General features: G+C 59.9%; 14 protein-coding genes, 1 tRNA gene and 2 pseudogenes. 3 read left to right on the top strand and 14 right to left on the bottom strand.

The features are described from left to right. Positions 1-9: 9 nt before the first annotated feature. Positions 10-552, bottom strand: a complete 543-nt coding sequence (locus GPL81_RS04985) for a colicin E3/pyocin S6 family cytotoxin (RefSeq protein WP_343038518.1) — start codon at positions 550-552, stop codon at positions 10-12. Further along, positions 536-874: a hypothetical protein gene (locus tag GPL81_RS31330; protein WP_246218885.1), complete on the bottom strand. Its 339-nt coding sequence runs from the start codon at positions 872-874 to the stop codon at positions 536-538. Before GPL81_RS31330 ends, GPL81_RS04985 begins: the two co-directional genes overlap by 17 nt. On the opposite strand from GPL81_RS31330, the pseudogene GPL81_RS31915 reads away from it, so the two are divergent. Both GPL81_RS31915 and GPL81_RS31910 read left to right on the top strand, forming a co-directional pair. Further along, positions 771-2,123, top strand: a pseudogene (locus tag GPL81_RS31915) (HAMP domain-containing protein); the annotation flags it as partial. The gene GPL81_RS31330 and the pseudogene GPL81_RS31915 sit on opposite strands and share 104 nt — an antisense overlap. A gap of 93 nt (positions 2,124-2,216) precedes the next feature. Continuing rightward, positions 2,217-2,981 (top strand): methyl-accepting chemotaxis protein, encoded by a 765-nt coding sequence (locus GPL81_RS31910; RefSeq protein WP_372237736.1) that lies wholly within the window; start codon positions 2,217-2,219, stop codon positions 2,979-2,981. A 260-nt stretch (positions 2,982-3,241) separates the two neighbouring features. Here GPL81_RS31910 and GPL81_RS04975 read toward each other — a convergent pair whose 3' ends face one another. The 11 genes from GPL81_RS04975 to GPL81_RS04925 are packed head-to-tail and all read right to left on the bottom strand — an operon-like array spanning position 3,242 to position 19,715. After that, a complete protein-coding gene (locus GPL81_RS04975; protein WP_160105439.1) occupies positions 3,242-4,732 on the bottom strand; it encodes a vWA domain-containing protein in 1,491 nt (496 codons plus the stop codon). Between the two features lie 56 nt (positions 4,733-4,788). Then, on the bottom strand, positions 4,789-5,295 hold the full coding sequence (locus GPL81_RS04970; protein WP_160105437.1) for a hypothetical protein: 507 nt from the start codon (positions 5,293-5,295) through the stop codon (positions 4,789-4,791). Between the two features lie 4 nt (positions 5,296-5,299). Beyond that, positions 5,300-6,043, bottom strand: coding sequence for a hypothetical protein (locus GPL81_RS04965; protein WP_160105435.1), 744 nt, complete (start codon positions 6,041-6,043; stop codon positions 5,300-5,302). Between the two features lie 34 nt (positions 6,044-6,077). Further along, positions 6,078-7,622, bottom strand: a complete 1,545-nt coding sequence (locus GPL81_RS04960; RefSeq protein WP_160105433.1) for an SUMF1/EgtB/PvdO family nonheme iron enzyme — start codon at positions 7,620-7,622, stop codon at positions 6,078-6,080. After that, entirely contained in the window at positions 7,612-8,835 is a 1,224-nt protein-coding gene (locus GPL81_RS04955; protein ID WP_160105424.1) for an ABC transporter permease, read from the bottom strand. The genes GPL81_RS04960 and GPL81_RS04955 overlap by 11 nt, the downstream gene beginning before the upstream one ends. Beyond that, the gene (locus tag GPL81_RS04950) at positions 8,819-9,520 is read right to left on the bottom strand and encodes an ABC transporter ATP-binding protein (protein ID WP_160105423.1); all 702 of its coding nucleotides are present in this window, start codon (positions 9,518-9,520) and stop codon (positions 8,819-8,821) included. The genes GPL81_RS04955 and GPL81_RS04950 overlap by 17 nt, the downstream gene beginning before the upstream one ends. 10 nt (positions 9,521-9,530) lie before the next feature. Then, positions 9,531-11,522, bottom strand: coding sequence for a vWA domain-containing protein (locus tag GPL81_RS04945; protein ID WP_178122562.1), 1,992 nt, complete (start codon positions 11,520-11,522; stop codon positions 9,531-9,533). Next, a complete protein-coding gene (locus tag GPL81_RS04940; RefSeq protein WP_160105422.1) occupies positions 11,522-12,550 on the bottom strand; it encodes a hypothetical protein in 1,029 nt (342 codons plus the stop codon). The genes GPL81_RS04945 and GPL81_RS04940 overlap by 1 nt, the downstream gene beginning before the upstream one ends. A gap of 3 nt (positions 12,551-12,553) precedes the next feature. Next, entirely contained in the window at positions 12,554-15,268 is a 2,715-nt protein-coding gene (locus tag GPL81_RS04935) for a putative virulence factor (protein WP_160105421.1), read from the bottom strand. Then, the gene (locus tag GPL81_RS04930) at positions 15,265-18,330 is read right to left on the bottom strand and encodes a virulence factor SrfB (protein ID WP_160105420.1); all 3,066 of its coding nucleotides are present in this window, start codon (positions 18,328-18,330) and stop codon (positions 15,265-15,267) included. Before GPL81_RS04930 ends, GPL81_RS04935 begins: the two co-directional genes overlap by 4 nt. Before the next feature lie 17 nt (positions 18,331-18,347). Beyond that, positions 18,348-19,715 (bottom strand): SrfA family protein, encoded by a 1,368-nt coding sequence (locus tag GPL81_RS04925; protein WP_160105419.1) that lies wholly within the window; start codon positions 19,713-19,715, stop codon positions 18,348-18,350. 337 nt (positions 19,716-20,052) lie between these two features. On the opposite strand from GPL81_RS04925, the pseudogene GPL81_RS31905 reads away from it, so the two are divergent. Then, positions 20,053-20,185: pseudogene (locus GPL81_RS31905) on the top strand (DUF4432 family protein); the annotation flags it as partial. A gap of 284 nt (positions 20,186-20,469) precedes the next feature. Here GPL81_RS31905 and GPL81_RS04915 read toward each other — a convergent pair. Then, positions 20,470-20,546, bottom strand: a tRNA-Arg gene (locus GPL81_RS04915). Positions 20,547-20,786: the final 240 nt, after the last annotated feature.

Raw genomic sequence — 20,786 nt, 5'->3', positions numbered from 1 at the left:
TCTCCGATATCACTTTGTTGTGGTCCGCCCTGGTTCGGCATCCTTTGTTCGTTCTCCCGTTTCGGGGTTGAACTCTCCTAAATGCTTACCTTGTTTATCGTAGAGTTCAATTCTGCCGTTCTCATAATCCCATTCATAAATTCTGCCCTTGCGATCTTTCCAGCGACTTCGTTTTTTGCCGCCGCCTTGGACGCTCGACATTTGTTTTGCGCGTGTGGCATCTGGGAAAGCTGTCAGCCCTTTGGGAGCTGGGTGATAGTTGTGATCGCCGCCAATAGGCCGGGCAAACACCACATACATCGACTTCAGCCCGGTGTCTGCTGGAAACACCAGAATACAGTCGTCGGTAGTGATGTCTTCTCCGGGGAGGCCTTCGAGTTGGCTGTCCGTGTTTTCCGGGATCGGGTGTACCAGGATGGTGCTGAGCTGTTCACCGCTGCTGTCGGGGTAGATCAGCTGTGGCATCTGTCCCAGTGGGCCGCGCTGGGGTGTCCACAGAATTGTGATGCCGTTGAGCTTGGCCTCCAACGCGGTTTTATCGACGTTCCACAAAAATCTGATCGTCGCGAGGCTTGGCCTGCGGCCATGGATCTTTTGGGGGGATGTAGACAGGTTCAGGTGTGGGTGCTGGCGCTGATCTGGCAATGAAGCCACCGCCTGAGCTGGCAAGACGTTCCTTTACCAACAGCAAATCACCCTTGCGGACGGCCTCGACAATTTCGAAGTCGCTGCTGATGCGGGAGGGGTTCCCCAAATTAGCGAGTCCTTCGATGTTGTGGCGACCTCGCATCAGCGCGTCGTTCACCCATCGGGCGGCAGTGCTGGGGCTTTCTGTTTGTTCAAAGCCCTTGTCGACATTCCTTATCAAACGCATGGCGTTCCCTTTGGTTAAGTCCTGGGGAAGGCATTCTGGAGAGCGTGAAGCGCGCCGGGCAAAAAAGATTTTTGCGGCATTTGTCCGAATCGGGGGCGGATTGATCCGGGGGATCCTTCCGCGTCTAGAAAAACGAACAAAGATGTTCAGTATTCTATTCGGCGGTCGATATAGCTCGTGCCAATCAACAATAACGCCTTCGTGGACACGACCCGTTATGAATAGAAACCTCCGATTCAGCCACAAGATCCTTCTTGCGGCGTCGCTGATCGTGGTAGTCGCCTTCGCGCTATTCACGTTGTACAACGACTACCTCCAGCGCAACGCCATTCGCCAGGATCTGGAGAACAACCTCCATGAAATGGGCGACGTGACGGCGGCCAACATCAAGAACTGGTTTGACGGTCGCACTTTGCTGGTTGAAAACCTGGCGCAAAACGCGGCTTTGAACCCGGAGATGGCCAGCATCACCACGTTGATGGCACAGAAAACGTTGGTGTCGAGCTTCCCCAGTACCTACGTCGGTACCACAAAAGGCGAGTTCGCCATCCTGCCTGATGCGAAGATGCCCGACGGGTACGATGCTCGCACGCGCCCTTGGTACAAGCTTGCCGAGGCCAACAATAGCGTCGCCATGACCGAGCCGTACGTCGAAATGGCCACTAACACGCTGGTGGTCTCCATGGTGGCGGCAATCCGCAAGTCAGGGCAGACCGTCGGCGTGGTCGGCGGTGATGTGAGCTTCGGTGCGCTGGTCGACATCATCAACAAACTGGATCTGAGCGGAGTCGGTTACGCCTTCATGGTCAGCTCCGATGGCAAGGTGCTGGTCCACCCCGACAAAAATATGCAGATGAAGAGCCTGAGCGACCTCTTCCCGCAGGGTACGCCACGGATCAACGGCGAGTTGACTGAAGTCCAGGCCAATGGCCAGACCCGCATCGTCACGTTCGCCCCGATCAAGGGCTTGCCTTCGGTGAACTGGTACATCGGCCTGTCCATCGACAAGGACAAGGCCTTTTCCAGGCTCAGCGAGTTCCGTGCGTCGGCTGTTGTGGCCACCGTGTTCGCCGTGGTCTTCATTATTGCCCTGCTGGGCATGCTGATTCGTCTGCTGCTGCAACCTCTGCAGGCCATGAGCAAGGCCATGGAAGATATCGCTGAAGGTGAAGGCGACCTGACCAAGCGCCTGGTCATTCATACCCAGGATGAGTTTGGCATTCTCGGGAACGCCTTTAACCGCTTCGTGGAACGTATTCACACCTCGATCCGCGAAGTGTCGTCGGCCACCGAGCAGGTCAACGAAGTGGCCCTGCGTGTGGTGAGTGCATCGAACGCTTCGATGGTCAATTCCGACGAGCAGGTCAACCGCACCAGCAGCGTCGCGGCCGCGATCAATCAACTGGGGGCTGCCGCCCAGGAAATCGCGCATAACGCCGCGCAAGCTTCGCAACACGCCAGCTCCGCCCGCCACTTGGCCGAAGAAGGCCAGCAAGTGGTCGATCGCAGCATTCAGGCCATGAATCGCCTGTCGGACCTGATCGTCACCTCCAGTTCGCACATCGAAACGCTGAACAGCAAGACCGTGAACATCGGTCAGATTCTCGAAGTGATCACCAGCATCTCCCAGCAAACCAACCTGCTGGCGCTCAACGCGGCCATCGAAGCGGCGCGCGCTGGTGAGGCGGGTCGTGGCTTTGCCGTGGTCGCTGACGAAGTTCGCAATCTGGCTCACCGCACCCAGGAATCAGCGCAGCAAGTGCAGAACATGATCGAGGAGCTGCAAATCGGTGCCCGTGAATCGGTCAATACCATGGGCGAAAGCCAGCGCCACAGCCAGGACAGCGTGTCGATTGCCAATCAGGCGGGCGAGCGCCTGGGCAGCGTGACCCAGCGCATCGGTGAAATCGACGGAATGAACCAGTCGGTGGCCACCGCCACTGAAGAGCAGACGGCCGTGGTTGACTCGATCAACATGGACATCAATGAGATCAACACACTGAACCAGGAAGGCATGGAGAACCTGCAGTCCACCTTGCGCGCCTGCTCGGACCTGGAACAGCAGGCCAGCCGCTTGAAGCATTTGGTGGGCAGCTTCCGGATCTGAGGCGTTCCAGAAACAAAAAAAAGCCCCAGACCTTGCGGTCTGGGGCTTTCTCGTTCTTGCGTATGGTGCCCAGACGGGATTCGAACCCACGACCCCTCCTTTGGAGGGCAATGCGGTACAGGAATCTCGGTCGGTCGCAAATGACTCTAAGTGCCTCTCGGTTAAGTGAGCTCCCACACTTGTATTTATGATCGACACAAACCCTGTGGGAGCGAGCCTGCTCGCGAATAGGGCCAGCTCAAATCAGGATCAATTCCAAGCTAGTCGCACTTGGTACTGCTGGATACTTCCTTGCTCGCCTGTTTCAACAGGTTGCCCAACTCAGCCGCATTGGTGCTGTTGTAAACCCGACCTCCGGTGTTTTCAGCGATACAGCGTGACGGGCCGCCAGCACCGATTTTCACCACGTTGACCCGCAGGCGCGGTTGTTCCCTGGCGATTCGACGGGATACCGCGCAAACGTCCTGCCCGCAACCGTCTTCGCCGTCGACGAACATCACGATAACCGCATCGTTATTGCGCCCGTCGACCGTGCTCGCCGCGTGGGCCAGGCTGTCGGCCAGCGGTGTGCCTTCGTCGGGAACCAGGCCTCGAATCCCGTTGATCAGCCGCGGGCGGTCGCCGAACTTGAACAAACCCTGGTCGGGTGTTCTTTCGCAGCCGGCAAAGGTGATCAGGCGTGTATCAATCTTCGGGTCCAGCCCGTTGATCATTCCGGCCAGCGACTCCTTGGCGACGTCCATGCGGCTGGGTCTGGCGGTAAGCCGCATGGTGCGGTTCGGGTCCAGCAGCTTGTTGATGTCAGGACCGTAGAACCAGTCCTCGTCGGCTCTCACTGCCTTGATGTTCAAATCCATCGAGCCCGAAGTGTCGAGCACCACCACGAACTGCGGGACCTCTGACTTCGGCGCTGTTTTGCGGCATGCGAAGTTGTCCAGCGTCGGGGCGGGTGGTGGCGCTGGTGGCGGGGCAGCCACGACCGGTTTTGGCGGTGGAACCGGTTTGGGTGGCGGAGCCGGCTTGGGTTCAGGTGCCGGTGCCGGGGCCGGTTTTGGTGGCGGGACCGGCTTGGGTTCCGGTACCGGTTCTGGCGTGGATTCAGGTGGCGGAACAGGTTTCGGTTCCGGCTCCACGACAGGCGCGGGGGCAGGCTCGACCGGTTTCTCAACCGGCGCAACCACTGGCGGCACAGGCGCTACAGGCGGCGCCACGACAACCGGCTCACGGTGCAGGAACCACCAGAGCCAGAGCGCCAGGAGCAGCAACAGCAGCGCGAGCAAGGCCGCCGCGATCCACCAGCCTCGACGCGACGGCGGCAGCACGGGCGCGACCGGCACCACCGGCGGCACGATCGGTTTGGGCGGACGCTGGTTCCAGCGCACCACCAAAGGCTCACCGTTGAGGCTGTAGAGTTTGTCCAGCTCAGGCGTGCCAAGCAGGCTGCGCAGGTCATCCGCTTCTGTCGATTGACCGCGTTTTTGCAGTTCATCCGCCAGCTGTCCGAGGGACGTCTGACGCACTTCATAGGTTTCCAGCAAACGTCGTCGCGCGTCCTCATTGAGATCGGCATAAGGCGTGGGTTGGCCACCCAGTTCGGTCCACCACTCCATCACGTCGCCGCTGCCCATCCGCGGGATGGCAAACAGGCTGGCGACGGTCGGCGGAAAGTGTTTCTGGATGAGGGCGACTTTGGCTTGCAGTGCACTCATCCCCTCCGATGTGGCTTGCGCATCCCTGATGACCCGCTGCATGACGACGATTCCTGAAAAAGTGCAGGCATCCATCGGGATGCTTGCAGGGTGAAAAGTTACTCTTCGTAGCCGAGGCTGAATTGCAGCTGGTTGACCTTCTTCTGCAATGCTTTCAGCTCTTGCTGCTTGGCCGCCAGCGTCGCGGGTGTTGATTTGGTCGTTGGTGCCGCTTGCGAAGCCTTGAGCTGCTTCTCGAGGTCGGCAATCTGCTTCTGCACCTGGGCTTCATTGCCACGCCGGGCCTTGAGCGAGGTCAGCAGTTGCGCCAGCGACTGATTCAACGCCGCCTGGGCTTTCTGCTGGCTGGCCAGATCGGTCTTGGTGCTGAGCTGCTGGGCCTGAATGTTCTCGTACACCTGGCGGAACATTGCGTTTTGCTGCCGGGACTCGCTCAGTGCCAGTTCCTTCTGCTTGACCTGATCGCTGTAACCACCGGAGTAGTCGCAGTTCATCTTGGTCAGCATGCTGCTGTCGCGATTGGTCGCATCGCATTCGCCGGGCTGGCTCGCGCAACCGCTCAGGGCCAGGACGGCAGTGATGAGCATCAGTTGTCTTGGCGTCATAGGCTTAACCCAGGGTGATTGCGGAGCGTTGGCTGTACAGAGCGTCGACTTCCTTCTGCAGGCTGGCGACTTTCTGGTTCATTCTTTGAATGTTCATCTCCACTTGCCTGATCTCGGCGCTGGAGCCTTGTGAACGCTCGGCGTCTGCCACTTTGCTGTACTCGGTGACTTTGATACGCATGTTGGCCAGGTCTTTACGCAGGCGCGCGATGTCCGAATCGATCCCGGCGATTTGCGCCTGAGCCCTGCTCCTGTCGACTTTCTTGTTGGCAATGTCCTTTTTGATCTGGGCAATTTGCGCATGGTCATCATTGATCACTTGCTGAGCGGTCGCAGTCCGGGCGATCACGTTCTGCGTGTCTTGTTCGACGTCGCTGTTCATCTTCGCCAGGCGGGTGGTGGTGTCGGCGTATTCGGCGCGACGTTGATCCAGGTAATAGTTCGCGCCCATGGCCACGCCACACGCGGTAATACCGGCGGCGATGACGCACACGGTTTTGTTGTTGCTGTTAGACAGTGCGCAAGCGAGGATGCCGACGCCGGCGCCGACGGCGCAGGCCTGGTAACCGGACTTGCTGAAGAACTCTGCGTCATTGCCCTGGGTCAGGCGCGGGTCGGCACCGCCGCCTTCGCTTTCGCCTTCGCCCAGCATGGAGCTGCCAGTGTTGGCGCAACCGCTCATTAGCAGGCTGCTGGCGACTACGAAAGCGATCTGTAGCTTGAAGCGAGTCCAAAGGCTGCGCGACATGGTGAAACTCCTACGTAACGGTGTTGACGCATTGTTATTGAGTGACGGTTTTGCAGCTGGTCAGCCAGGCTTCAGTGTCGATTTTCTGCTTTTGCAGGAACGCCTTCTGATTGGCCCAGTGGGTGCGCAAGTAAGGTTTGAGGTCTTGCAGCTGTTTGTTGCGGGTGATGATTTCTTCCATCACCGGGACTTGCGTTTCAAGCAGTGGCTGGCCGTACAAGGTAGCCGATTCCACCAGGCTGCTGGCGTAGTAACGGCTGAGTTTGTGCAGGCGATCCTTTTGCTCGTCGAGCTTGCCTTTACGCATGTCGCAACTGGCATCTTTGTCTGCGCTTTCGCAGTTAAGCTTGTAGTTCTTTTGCAGGAAGTCCACGTACTGGCCGTCGTCGAGCATCTTGGTGCACAGGAACGCACCCAGGTTGAGGCTGGCGCGGATCGCCTGGTCGCGGGTTTCTTCCTGCTGCTGGTTACTGGCGCGCAGTTGGTTCTCCAGGGCCTGGAGTTTTTCCTTGAGCGCTTTGTCTTCGACGCCTGAAGCGAGGCTGTTCAGGGATTGTACGGTGCCTTTGTCGGCGGATTCGGTTTCCTTGCTGCCGGTGCCGAGTTTCTTCCAGCTGCTTTCGATGCTGGCGACCCGTTCGCGAGAGGTGAGGGTCGGGGAGACCAGCACCAGTCGCAGGCCGGTGGTTTTGTTTTTTACTTGGCCTTCGGCGTTGTAATACGGCTCCTCCTTACGCAATGCCGTATGCAGGTCGGCCTGCGCGGTCAGGTAGTTGCCGCCACGGACGACGTAACCGCCGGCCTGACCGTGCTGGCGGTCGAGTTTGTTCAGGCGAAACGGCTCGAACATCATTTCGTCGACGTTACCGAGCATGTCATGCAGACCCAGCGGATTGGGCTTTTGCAGACCAGTCAATTGCACTTTGCCGTTGGACGATTGCGCCCCGGCGAACCACTCGTAGGCGTTGATGCCTTCTGGCATCGGGTAGTGCGTGTCGCGGAATTCAGCGGCACCGACTTCCAGCCCGCCGCGCGCGGCGAACTCCCACTCGACTTCGGTCGGCAGGCGCAGGAAGCCTTGCGCCCCGTCTTCCTTGGGCAGCTTGCCGGTGGCGTTTTTGCGCAGCCACAGGTTGTACTTGTCGGCGGCTTCGATGGCTTGCACCCAGCTCACCGCCGTTTGCGGCAAGCGCATATTGGTGGTGGCGGTGGGGCAGGTTGCTTCGGTCAGTGCGGCGTATTGCAGTTGACTCATCTCGTACTTGGCCATCAGGTAGTAGCGGGATTTGTCGTTCTTGGCCCCGGTGAAACTGCCGGCGATAAAGGTTGGACGGGTCTGTTCGACATAGCCGTATTCCGCGCCGTCCTGACCGATGTTGATTGGGTAGTCATCCAGCGGACCGGCGACCGGAATAAACACCTTGCGGAACACCATCGAGCCTTCGCAGGGCATCGGCAGCACGACGTCGCCAGCCTCGGGCATCGGGTTGTAATACTTCTCTTCCCAGCCCGCCGCCGAGGCGTCGAGCAAGTAGCCGAGGCTCAGGGGTAACAGCAAGCCAAAACGTTTATAGCTCACGCAGACTCTCCGCAGGTTGGATGTTGATGGCTCGCAAGGCGCCGATCGCGGCCACCAGTGCAGCGACCAAAAAGGTCAGGAGCAGGGCGGCCAGGCCATGCCAAACAGTGATGTGGCAAACGAAGGTGCCGGTGGCCTGGCTGCTGCCGAGCAGGTAGTTGAACAAATGACTGCCCACGGCATAAAACCCCAGCCCGCCAACGTAGCCAGCCAGGCTCAGCAATAGCGCTTGCAGGACCACGAAACCGCCTACGGCCCTGCGTTTGAAACCCAGCAGACGCAAGACCGCCAGGCTTTTGCGTTTGCGATCAATGTTGGCCAGGAACGCGCCGACCATCGACGCCACGCAGCCGATCAGCGCCGCCATGGCGATCACACCGAAGATCAGCCCCAGCACGTGGTTGATGGCTTTGACGTTGTCGATGTCGGCCAGTCGGCTCGACGTTTCGATGTGTTGTTCGTTGAGCCAGTGTTCAAGCGGCGCGACCTGATCGATGTCGCGTGCATACACGCGGGCGCGGGCGTACAGCGGTTGTAGATTACCCGGAGGCTTGCCGGTGATCACACCGAACTCACTGACCTGATAACCGTCGCGAAAGCGCTCCAGATCCAGCAGCAGCGGCGGGGCGACAAACCCGGCAGCTCGACCGAAGCGGGCACCGTCGAGCACGGCCAGTACCGTCAGCGTCATCTCGCCGCGTTCATTGACACCTTCCAGACGTCGCAAGGCCCGCAGCTGCACGCTGTCGCCGGCCTTGGCCTGCAAGCGTTGCGCTGCGCTGGCGCTGAGGATCACTTGATTGCCGACGGGGTTGAGTGACGACAGGTTCAGTTGTGGGTCGCCCGATTCGGTGGCGATGATTTCCGCACCTTCGACAAACCGTTGCATGCCAATCAGCAGGTCAGCCTGGGTATTGAGCGAGCGGGTCTGGCCGAGGGCAAAACCGGTCTCGGGGCGCTGGCGCAAACGCTCGATCCAGGCCGTGTCGTAGTTGCCGTTGCTGAGCATTTTCACTTCAAGGTTGCGCGGGTCGCGCAGCAGTTCGTCCTGCAGTTGGCTGACCACCCCGTGTTTGAGCCCGAACAGCAACAACAACGGCGCGATCACCGCCACCAGGGAGGCGGCGATGCACAGCGAGACCTTGCGGTCGTGCCAGAGGTCTCGCAGCGCCAGTGAACCCAGCAGGCGCAAGCGATCAGTCCATCGGTTCAAACAGAGTCTCCCCCTGATGGCTGATAGCGCCGAGTCGCGGCAAGCCGAAATCCTTCAACAAAACCCAGTCATGGGACACAACGAGCGCACTCAGGCCCATGCTCGACACCAGGCTCAGGAGCAACTCGAACAAACGCCGGGCACCGTGAGGGTCGAGCGCGGCGGTCGGCTCGTCGGCCAACAGCAGCAGCGGTTCATGGGCAATTGCCCGAACGCAAGCAACGCGCTGGCGTTCGCCGATCGACAAGGCCTTTGGTTGTTTATCCAGCAACCCTTGCAGGCGCAATACGTCAACGGCGTGGTCGATGTGATCGCTTTTTGCAGGCATCCCGAGCAAACGGCGCGGCAGGCTGATGTTGTCACGCACACTCAGGAACGGCAGCAAGCCGCCGCTCTGCAAAATGAATCCCAAGTGCCGTGAACGCACCGCTGCGAGCGCTGGCTGGTCGTCAGTGGCCAGCAGTTGGGCGATATCCTGAGCGTGCGTCGGGCCCAGCCGAAAGCGCTCGAGTTCCACCGGCGCGAGCAACAGGCCGATGGCTTCGAGCAACGTGCTTTTGCCGCTGCCGCTCTCGCCGGTGATGGCGAGGATTTCCCCGGCGCCGACCTGCAAGTGCGGCAGCCGCACGTTATGGGCGTGTGCGCCTTCACCACGGCGCACCAGCAGGTTCTTGATATCGAGCATCTGCGTCTCTTTAAGGCATCATTTCCAGTGGCACGGGGTAGACGTTGTCCCGCGCATCGCTGTCTTTGGCTAAAGCTACCCAACGGTCTACATCGGCGTTGTAACGCTGGTAATGCCGCAGTTTGGTGTTCAGCGTGCGGATGAATTTCTCTTGTGCCAGACCATCCCAGCTCTTCCAGGTCTCTTCATCCAGGTTCAGCACTTCACTCTGATAGGGCAGGTCTTCGAGGTATTCACCGAGGACGCCCATGTCCGCCAGTTTGGCGTTGCTATTCTGTTTGAGCTGATTGGGATCGGCGCCCATGGTAGCCGCCACCGAGCGCAGGCGATCGAACATTTCCGTCGGCGAAATCAGGCCTTCGTTGGCAGCATCGAGAATCTGCTTCATCACGTCGCTCAAGTCGCTGAGCTGTGACTTGGTCAGCAGCACCCGCACGTCGGTGGTCGGGATGTTCTGCTTGATCAGGTCGCGGTCGGTGATCCATGCCTTGAATACTGGCGGGGCTTTGCTGTTGGTCTTCTCGCCGAGATAGGCGAGTTGCATGGCGTGGCCGATCAGCGCCGCGTCTTCGAGCATCTTTTTCTCGGCCGGGTCCTGTTTGGCGTTCGCCGCACTGCCGATGGCGTCTTCTCCCATATAGGCGGCTTTGACCTGTGTAGTGATCGCCCCGGCCAGTGCGTCGACCTTTCGACCGAATTCCTGCACGTCGCCAGCGTTCACCGGGTAGTACAGCGAGGTGTTGGTGCCCGGGTAGGTCGACAGGTCCTGGTACTGCGCCTCGGCCTTGGCGTGGTCCTTGGCCCCGGCCGGGGTTTTCAGGTGCAGGGTGTAAATCGCCACGCCCGGGTTGGCGGCTTCGATACGCACCTGCGCGGCGCTCAAACCGGTCTTCGACAGCTTGTCGTCGCCTTCGATGGCGCCCGCATCGGTGATCAGCACCACGTAGCGTGCGCCGAACTGGCTCCAGTCGACCTTGTCGATGCTCTCCATGACGCCGGCAAACGAGTCTTCATCGAAGCTGCTGCTCGACACGGTGGCCTGTTTGAGGTCAGCGATCTTGGCGAAAAAGTCGGCGCTGTCTTTCACCTGAGTCGGGTCGGCGTACATCTTGGTGGTGTATTCCAGCCCCGGTACCGCCTGGGTGTTGGAGCGGAAAGCCACCAGGCCGAACTTGACCTGCTTGCCAAGATTCTGCGCTTCGATCTTCTGATATACCTTGCGGATCGCCTCGCGGGTGCGGTCGATGTAGGGGTCCATCGAAATCGTCGAGTCGATGACAAATACCACGGCCGCACTGAATTCCTTCAGCTGGTTGGCCTTTTTCTCTTCGGCCTCCTTGCTGCCGGCAGCGTTGTTTGCAGCACCGCCCTTGGCGTTCTTGTCATCCGGCTTGCTGACGGAGGCTACGTTGAGCAGGCGCGTGCGGAAACCGCTTTCGGTCATGACTTCTTCGCCACTGAGCACCGGCAGCAGGTAGAACTGCTTTTGCAGGTCGACGAAGTATTCCGGTTCTTCAGCCAGTACGCCCGGTGCCTGCTGTCCCTTTTTCAGCGTAGCCCGCAGCGGCGCGACTTTGCTGACCGGGTCCGGTGCATCAAGGATGCCTTCGACGGTGGCGCGGTCCTTGAAGAACAGCAGCCGGTCGCGGTTGGCCGGGTTGGTGAAGGCCAGCGTCAGTTGCATCTTCCAGTCGGTGGTACAGCTGGCAGGCAGCCAACCAATGGTTTTGCCGTAGCTGTCGGGGCCGACTTTCAGCCACTCGGCGTTCTTCGCTTGCGCACGTTCGTACACATAGAAGCGGGTGAAGACCGGTTGTGCGTCACCTTCAGCACCACCCGCCGTCGGGCTTATTTTGCAGCCGGGCGTGGTCAGCACGCGCTGGAACAGGGTTTTTTTACCAGCCTGAATCAGCGGTTTGTCATCGGCTTGGGACAGCGGGCTGATGCATAGCGCGAGCAAGGCGGCACCGCTCAGCAGGAATCGACTCAGGGGCGAACGCATCACTTCTGCAACTCCTCGAAGCGCTGCTTGGCTTCGGCGTTGTTCGGGTCCTGGGTGAGGATGGTTTCATACCAGTAGGCGGCGGTGGCGTTGTCCGCGGCCGGGAAGCACTCGCTGGCCTTCAGGTATTTAGGGTCGTATTCACGGGCATAGGCGTTGGCGATCAGCGCGTCACCGGCCTGGGCACGGTTGGCGTACAGGCGCTGGGCAACGCCGCAGTGTTTGCCAGCCTTGGCCTGGTTAATGATTTCCAGCAACTTGGCACTGTCGGGTGCCGCTTTGATGCAGGTCTGGACGAAGGTCAACTCCGGCAGGCTGTTCATGCTGTCGAGGGTACAGGCTTGAGCGTCGGCGCCGGCAGGTGCAGCGGCAGTGGCTGTGGCCACCGAGGCAGGCGCGGCGGGGCGTTTGTAGAACCAGAATCCTGCGCCTGCCGCCAGCAGCAGCACCACAATCAATAGTCCGATCAGGCCTTTGTTGCTTTTCTTCACCGGGGCCGGAGGCGGTGTGTAGGCAGGCTCGGTGAGTACCGACTCCAATTCCACTTCTGGCTCGATGGTGGACAGGGTCAATTCAGGTAGATCCGGGATCTCCGGAACCTCCGGTGCAGGTTCGCTTGGCGCCGTCAGTTCGGCACCGCCGTAAGTCGAGCGTGTCTGGCCGCCGGCCGTGGACGGCAGCAAGCCGATGCCTGGTCGAACCACGCCTTTGTCAGTGTGGCCCAGGCTCTGTTCGCGCAGTTCGATTTGGAATTGCGAGTTGGCACTGCCTTCCAGCAGGGGGTCGATCACGCTCGGGCCGACCTGCGTTTCCAACGCTTCGCCGTTGGCGGTGAGGTTGAAACGCGAGACCTTGAACCAGAATGGATTGTTGCTCCACGCCTTGTGGTCCTGGAGGTAAAAACCGTCCTGGTTGCGCTGAATGGAAAACTCCAGCTGTTCCTCGCTACCCTGCCATTTCTTCACAGTGAGGCGGGCCTGGCCAGGCACATTGGGCTCTAACGCGAGCAGGTCGACACGAATTGGCATTGCTTATCTCGCTGCAAAGGCTGTGAGCACTTGGCCCAGCCGTTCGTTCTGTTCAGGGGTGATTTCACGTCCGGCACCATGGCCGGCATTGTCCTGCGTGATGTAGGCCAGGCCCGAGAGCCAGTCGCCCAGGTACCGTTGCGCCTGATTCGACGGTTGCGCCGGCAGTTCGGGCACTTGTCCCGGACCAATGTCGGTGTAGAACGAAAACAAAGGCGCCTTGGCTCCGGTGCGGCTGTTCGGGCGCTCGTTCACCGGTTTCTGGAGGTAGCCGAACCAGGACACGAAATCGCGCAGCACGCGCTGCACTTCCAGTACCTGGCGTTCGACCAGTTGATCGCGCCGCGCGCCACTTTGTGCTCGCTTGAGGACGGCGCGGCTCAGTTGCCCCGGCAAGTCCTGGCGATAGCCGGCGGTGATCAGTTCATCGACTACCGCTTCCAGCAAGGCCTTTTCCAGCCCCAGCAGGTTGAGCAGGCTTTGCCGGGTGGTCAGTTCACGCAGGTGGGCGATCCAGGCCTTGAAGGCTGCTTTGGCGAAACGATGCTCATTGCTTTGCAGTTCGGGCGCCGGGGTGCCGATTTTGTTACTCGCCGGCGTGCTGTCGGGGCTCAGGTCGTCACCGAAATCGAAGTCAAAACCGGCGTCGTTGCCGTATAGGCTCTGGCTTGGCGTCGGGGCGACCGGTTCGTCGGTTACGGCGGGCTCGTCATCAGTTTCGTACACCCCGCTGAGGTACAGGTCGCGCACCTCTTCGCTCGGCATGTCGAGTTGATCGATCAATTCGCCAAGTACCGCCGGGCGACGGCCCAGGCCTGTCAAAATCATTTGCGCCTTGGCTTTCTTGGCGGCTGCGGCGCTGTCGTCGTCAGCGTGGTACCAGGTGCTCAGGCCGTGAGTGGTCAGGCCTTCGAGGCATTCGCCCAATTGCTCGCGGATACGCTGCAATTTGAATTCGATATTGGCCACGCCTTTGAAACTGCCGCTGAAGTGGCTGATGCCACCGTCATCGTTGCGCAGCATTTCTGTCCAGGCGTTGGCCGGGTCCTTGATGTGTTTGCACACCAGGGCGTTGCTGGCGAAGCTGATGCCCAGCGCGCTGACACGCTCCTGATAGAGGGCATTGAGACCGGTTTCCGCACCGGTCGCGTCTTGTCCGATGAACGCCGCGTCCATACGCGGTTTGCGCACCAGATAGGTGTTCTGGAACGGCGTGCCGGCCCAGTCGTTCATCCAGCTCAGGCTGCCGAAACGCTCCAGCATGGTCAACTTGACCATGCCGTTCCAGCTCTCGTCGTACTGATCAGGTGTCAGGCTCAGGGAGTTGGTAATGCGCAGGTCAAGCATGGTCAGCGCCCAGATCAGGCCGGTATCGCGCTTGCTGCGAGCGGCCGAGTCGGCGCCCTGGGTTTTTTCGATCCAGCGGGTCAGCACCGGGCCCACATCGTTGACGTCGCTTTGCTTGGTCGAGCTTGTGCAGACCACCAGTGCGTTCATTTCCTGGTTGTCGGTGTAGCGTTCGAACAGGTAGGCGACCTTGCCGCGCAGGATCAGCTGGGAAACGGAGTTGTCCTTGGCGGTGGACTGCGGGTCGTTGGAATCGGCGATCTCGTGCAGTTTCTGGCGCCCGCGATAACCGGGGAAATCCAGCAGGTCGACCTGATTGACGATGTCATCTACCGGCGCTTCGATCAGGCGGAAGGTCATTTCGGCGGTCAGTGCCGCCAGTTGCGCGACCGCAATGGCCTGGCTGTTTTGCAGGCGATCGCCCACCAGCGGTCGAACATCGATCGGCAAGTCCAGCGGGCTACCGAAGCGTTCGAGGATGTCGACGTTCATGATGCTGTCGCGCTGGCTGTAGGTGTCGTTGTCGAAACTCACCAAGGCCTTCAACGGTGCGAACACGGTCTCGGGCAGACCCAGCTTGTGCAGCGCGCCGGCCAGTTGCTGGTACACGCGCGTCAACTCGCTTTGCTCACCCCAGAGAATCGAAAACAGCTCGGCCCGTTCCTGGTAATTCAGGCGTGGCGCCAATTGCAATGCTTTGGGCCAGTACAGGTGCTCAAGCTTCTTCACCGAGTTGCGGAAGTTGTCGCGCAGGTAATCCCACAGCGACACCAGATCGTCGGCGTTGACCCCCGTTTGCAGCGGTCCGGTTTCGCGGCCTTCGAACGGTTTGAGCACGCGCTGGATGCGCTCTTCGTCGATCTCGTAGGAAATCCGTTCAAGGTCGAAATCCTTGAACCAGGCGTTGGCGAGAATCTTCGCCAGCTCGATTTCCTTGAACAGCGTGAGTTCTACCGGGAAGTCCTTGTCCTGACTTTCCTTCGCCCGACGGCTGAAGCGCGTTACCAGGCCAGTGGCTTCCTTGCCACCACCCACCGGGTTGATGTGCTTGATGAAGTCCAGGCGCTGGTCGCCGAACTCGGTTTCCAGCTTGCCGTTCTGACCGGCGGCGAGGGCCGAAATCAGGTAGGACTTACCTGCCTGGGACAAGCCGAAAAAGCCAATGGTCATCGGCGTGCAGGCCACGCGACCGAGGCTTTTGGCCAGGTTGCGGGCACGGTGCAGGCGGATGTTCAGGTTGTCGGCTTCGCTGTCCAGGCGCGGTGCATTGACGCGTGTCTGGCCAATCCAGTCCAGCGCCTGACCGGCGCCTTCATAAACAGCGGCCCAACTGGCAGAGAGCTGAGTTTGATCGGGGGTCAGGTCATTCATTTGCGTTTCACACTTCCACTGTCGAGCCAGTACTTGGTCTCGCTCAGGCCGGCGTCGAGCATGGTGTTGAGTTCCAGCTCGAGGTCGCTGCGCGGGTTGAAGTTGACGTTGTTACTGTTGGATTCGATGTCGCGAACCGAGAGGCGGTCGCTGACCAGATCCTGCTTGCGCGTGTATTTGTCCGCCGGTTTGACCTCGAACCGCACCTTGAGCAGCGGCGCGCTACCGTTTTCACCGATTGCCCGGGAAAACTTCTCCCGACCCGTCTTGGTGAACCGCAAGGTATACAACGGCGAAGCGGCCCAGCGTTCAGTGGCCAACTGGCGGAAACCGAGGCGCAGATCGCCGCGCATTTCCAGCTGTGGCGTGTCGGCGGCGTCGCCAACGCCAATTTCCGGTAGCTTGATTTTGTAGTCTTCGGACTGGATGTCGCGGTACAGCACGTCGGCATCCTTGATCACGTTGTTCAGGTCGATGACGCCGATGTGCTTGACCGTCGAATACGGCTTGAGCGCCGATGCCCGGAAGTAAAAGTTTGGCACGCTGTGGTTGGCGCACAACAGGCAAAGCATGGCGCCCACAGAGGCGGTGCTTTTCGGGTCGTCGATCCGGCCGTTCCTGTGAAACGGATACCAGCCGCCGGTGCGGTAGTTTTGCAGCGCCAGAATGCGTCCAGGTGGCAGTGGCAACACCTTGCGAATGAACGCCTGGATACCGGGCAGACGCGAAGGGCGGCCGGTCAGCAGCAAGACATCACACGGGTAATGCGCGACCACTTCACACAGCGCACCCAGGATCTTGGTGATGTTGATCTGGTCGTTGAGGAACGCGGCGTGGAGCTTTTGCAGGTCGAAGCTGATCGGCGCGGCATACAGGTCGAAACCGCTCTGTGCGCCGACATCGCGACGCACGGCGACATTGACGTAGTCGAGTACGGTCTGGCTGATTGCGTTGTCACCGAGCAATTGGCGGTAGCTTTGCGGGATGACTTGTTGCGGGACCTGCGGATCGTAATGCTCGTACGCCTTGAGCAGCGCCAGGCCCAGTGGGGCAAACACCTGGAGGTTCAGTTGCTGACGCAGGATCATGTCCTGGGCACTGACCGATTCATCGCCACACAGCCGTGACATCAATGAGTTCGGGGCCTTCACGCCGGCGTTCTGCAAGGCTTTTTCGAAACTCGGCAGGATGAAGTCCTGAATCACGTCCAGCAGGATGTCGTCGCCGGCCACTTTGAAACCATCGCGAAAACGCTGCTCGGGCACGATGTGCACGTTGCTGCCGCTGCCGGTATTGCCCGCGCGGTCGAGGCGATAGTCGGTGATCACCAGGTCGGTGGTGCCACCGCCGATGTCGATGGTTGCGAGGGTGATGCGTTGGCGGTCGGCTTTGTCCGGCCGGGCGATGGTGTCAAAAAACTCTTCCGGGTGACCGGCGAAGTTCTCGTTGACCTCGGTGTACAGGTACACCAACTGGCCGCAGGACGCTTCGTCCCATTCCACGCGGATGCTCGGGATCGGCGTGCGCGGGCTGACGGCCTGATCCTGATGTGGATCTTCCTCGCCGGCATGCCAGCCGAGGCTTTTCCACACCAGGCCGATGGCTTGGAGCATGCGTTCGTTGAGGATGCTGCGCTCGGCCTGCGGCATGCCCGGCGGCACGGTCAGGGTAATACTGTTGAGCTGGCGCGGCACGCGGGTGTGACCCTGGCGCGAGCGCTGGGCCGGGCTGTTGATTTGCGACAGCGCCTGGGCCAGTACTTCGGCGAGCATGAAGGTCATTAGCGAGCTGCGTGAATAACGCGGCATGAACACTGGCAGACGATCATCTTCTTCGAGGCTGTAAAGCGCCTCGCCGGTTTCGTTGATCAGGTGCGAGAACGGCGCGGCGGTGGCATACGGCTCGTTATCAGTCTTGATGTACGAGCAGTTGAAACGCCAGCCGTGACCATAGGCATTTTCGTCCCAAAGATAACGTTTCGGGCTGGACAGACCAGTGGAGCCTTCAGTACCGCGACGACGGCTGGCCAGACGACTGGCCTCATTGCCGACGCGGGCAATCGTCGCCCACTGGAACGCATCGTGACGACCGCTCTTGACCGAGCAGTGGTCCTTGCCGAAATACGCCTGGGCGAATTCCACGCGACTTTCGAACGGCAGGTTGTAGGTGTGTTCGGGGGTGATCAGGTCGCGCAGTTCCAGCACGTAGTTCTGCTTCAGCCCGGAGCCGGCCTGACCGTGGTTTTCGATCAGAATGCCGCAGGTGCGCGAATTGCCGACGTCCAGCACCAGATCCACCGGAATCGGTTTGATCAGGCCATTGCTGTCGTTGGCGACTACTTTCAGCTCGGGGATTTCAACTTTCGCACGGGCTTTCGATTGCTGGGCGGCTGACGGTTTGCTCAACAGGCTGAGCAAGTTGAGGTAGTGCGCCAGGTGATGGTTGGCACGGATATCGATGTCCAACTCTGCGCGCGAACGGTGGGCATTGCCCTCATTGAACACTTCCAGCAACCACTCGTTGACCCACGGCTGTGCCAGGAACCAACGGGTTTCGCTAGCCTTGGTCGCCAGTTTGAAAGACACGCCGGAGCTGATGTCTTCTTCGTTTGGCGCCAGATAGGCAGTGCCGTCACGCTTGGGCATCACACGGCTGTCGAACGCCATCGTCAGGCGGTGGGTGTTGCCGTCGATGTCGGGAGTCGCCAGTTTCACCAGGCGCATGCGCGACCAGTTGGTCGGACCTTCGTCGAAGCGATGCGGCGGCATGAAGCGGAAAAACGGGGTCGGCAGCCAGATACCGTCGAGCAAATCGAGGCTGCTTTTCATGTCGACGCTGAACGCAGGCTTGGCTTTTTCGACTTTTTCCGGTTCGGGCTCGTAGAAAAAGAAGTCTTTCTCTTCGTTGTACGCCAAGCGGCAGATCAGCCCGCTGATCATCGGCGCGAACTCGCCCGCCGGCTCCTTGCGGGGATCCAGGCGCAGGGCGAAATCCATGAACTGGATGCCGGTGTCGCTGACCAGCGTGACGGTGTCTTCGAATTGAGTGACTTCAGGCAACATGTCGGGTTATTCCGTTTTTATTCGGCCACTTGCCGCATGGACATGGGGAATTGTTCTTTTCCGTAGCCGCCAGTGCAGTCCGCGACCGTGGTCGCCCCTTTGCGGCAGTTGACCTTGGGCATGTCGTAAGTGCTGCCATCGCCGCAAACGGCCTGGCCTTGGCTGTCGATGGCCAGGCTGCCACCCTTCATAGTAGCGCTTACGGGCCCGCTACATTTCGAGCCGTCGGCCTGGTGTACGGTGACTTGGCCCTTACCGTCCTTGAGCTGGTATTCCAGACGCAGCGGTTTGCCAGTCCGGCGGTCCTGTATCCCGGCGCCTGCGCTGTACTGACCGTCAAGAAACTTGGCGGCACCGTCGGCGGCGTCTGGCGGGATGCTCAGGGGAGGGCCGGGTTTTGCGGCGGCGGGTTTTTCTGCTTCGGGCGATGTGACATCCGGCGGCGTGGTTTTGTTTTCAGGTGGTGCGGTTTTGTTTTCGGCTGCCGGGTCTTTGGTTGGGTCTTTGGTTAAGTCGGCGGGTGCACCGTCAGCCTCGTTATCCTCGACGGCCGGCGTTTCCACACCCTGTGTTCCGGTCACGGCGGTGCCGGTGCCGTTGGTGGCGCCTACGACGGTGCCGGTCACGGGGACGCCATTGAGCGTCGTGACATTGCCGGTCAGTGGTGGCTCTTCCAGGTGTTTCTCCACCGGTACGACGCCCTCGGGCAGCAGGTCTACGGCCAACAACGGAAGCGGGACGCAACCGCGCAGGCCGAGCAACAGCCACAAGAGCAGCAGCAGGAACGGCAGCAACAACAGCCACCACCAGCGCCGCCACCAAGGACGAGCAACCACCGGCACGACGGGCGCAACAACAGGCGCTTCGGCCACGGGGGGCAGCGTGAACGCGGGCGGGACCTGATAAAGGCAGTGCAGGGGATCGCTATTGCCGGTACCGGCATGCTCGAAACCCCAGAAGGTCAGCACCGGTTTGCCTTGCACCAGGTAGACGAAGTTTTCGTCCGGGAAATGAATCACGCGCTTGAGCAGCTTGCCGAACACGGCTTTGTCGCCTTGCTGCTGTTCGCCGGAGTCTGTACCCAGGAAGCGCTGGCTCAATTCTTCGAGCGCAGTCTTCAGCGCTTCAAGCTGACGGCGGGCAGGAGCGCGTTCTTCTTCGGTCGCGCTGCTCCACGGAATCACATCGCCGTCGAGGGCGCTGTACCAATCGATCTGGTTGCCGAGTTCATCGCTTTGAGGGATGGCCAGGTGATCGACCAACTCGGGGTTCTTGCGGCGAATGGCTTCGCGCAGTTGCAGGGCTGCCCGGTAGACCGGTTGACCTGTTTCGCCGAGGGCAGTGAATGACCCGCTCTTACCGCTGCGTAATAGTGGCCCGCGCATTCAAACTCCATACGATCCGTTGCGCAAAAATGACAGACAAATCTGTCTGTGCTTGCTCCTGCATTTAACGGGCGACCTTGATGCCATCATGATGTCGCCGCCAATTTTCCGGAGGTTCAAACCTTATGAGACTAACGTAAGCGTGCGGAGGTTGCATAAGGTCAATTTTAATAGGCTTGGGAAGGCTAGGGCGTAAGCTTTTTAAGCGTGATGAATCGTTTCGTCGGCACTATAAAAAAAGCACAACTCCAAGAAAGGCTTTCCCCATGTCCCCGCTCAAACTCGTCGTCGCCCTCGGCGCGCTGTCCGCCTCCCACGCCGTGGCTTGGGGTTACGGCCTGTGCGCATGGGCTGGGATTCGCCGGTCAAGGACGTTATCAATCCGTCCTTCATCGAGCTAAACGGTCGTGGCGGCCTGGGCTGGCTCGAAGGTTTCAACGAGCTGGTCGCCCGCTGCGGCTACCCACTGCTTCGTCACCTGGGGTTGCGTCGGCGACGCCCCTATCAGACACGCCATACGGCGGCGACCCTATGGCTGGCGGTAGGCGAAAATCCGGAGTGGATCGCCAGGCAGATGGGGCACACGACAACCGAGATGCTGTCCCGCGTCTACTCGTGTTATGTCCCCAATCTAACGCGGCGTGACGGCAGCGCCTTCGACAACCTGATCAAAGCCTGATGCACGGTTTAGGCACAGAATTGCCACAGCCGAAAACAAAAAGGCCCAGGTTTTCACCTGAGCCTTTGCTTTGTATGGTGCACCAGGCGGGATTCGAACCCACGACCCCTGCCTTCGGAGGGCAGTACTCTATCCAGCTGAGCTACTGGTGCAATGCGGGCGCCATGATACTCATATGCAATGCGGGCGTCCATGCTGCTGAATCGCTTGCTGTTTTCACAAGCGTAACCTGCGTTTGCTACGTTGATCAGAAAAAACAGGCAAATGCGGCGTTTTCGTTCTTTTTTTCGAACGGCCTATTGTCCTTTACCCCCTTTGATCCTAGGATTCGTTTGAGATTTCAAACGCTCTTGTCTGGGTGCTGAACCGCACGAGTCCAATCCGTGCGCTAT

It is taken from the genome of Pseudomonas izuensis (assembly GCF_009861505.1).
Taxonomy (GTDB): Bacteria; Pseudomonadota; Gammaproteobacteria; order Pseudomonadales; family Pseudomonadaceae; genus Aquipseudomonas; species Aquipseudomonas izuensis.
This window is presented reverse-complemented; position numbering and strand designations above follow the sequence as displayed.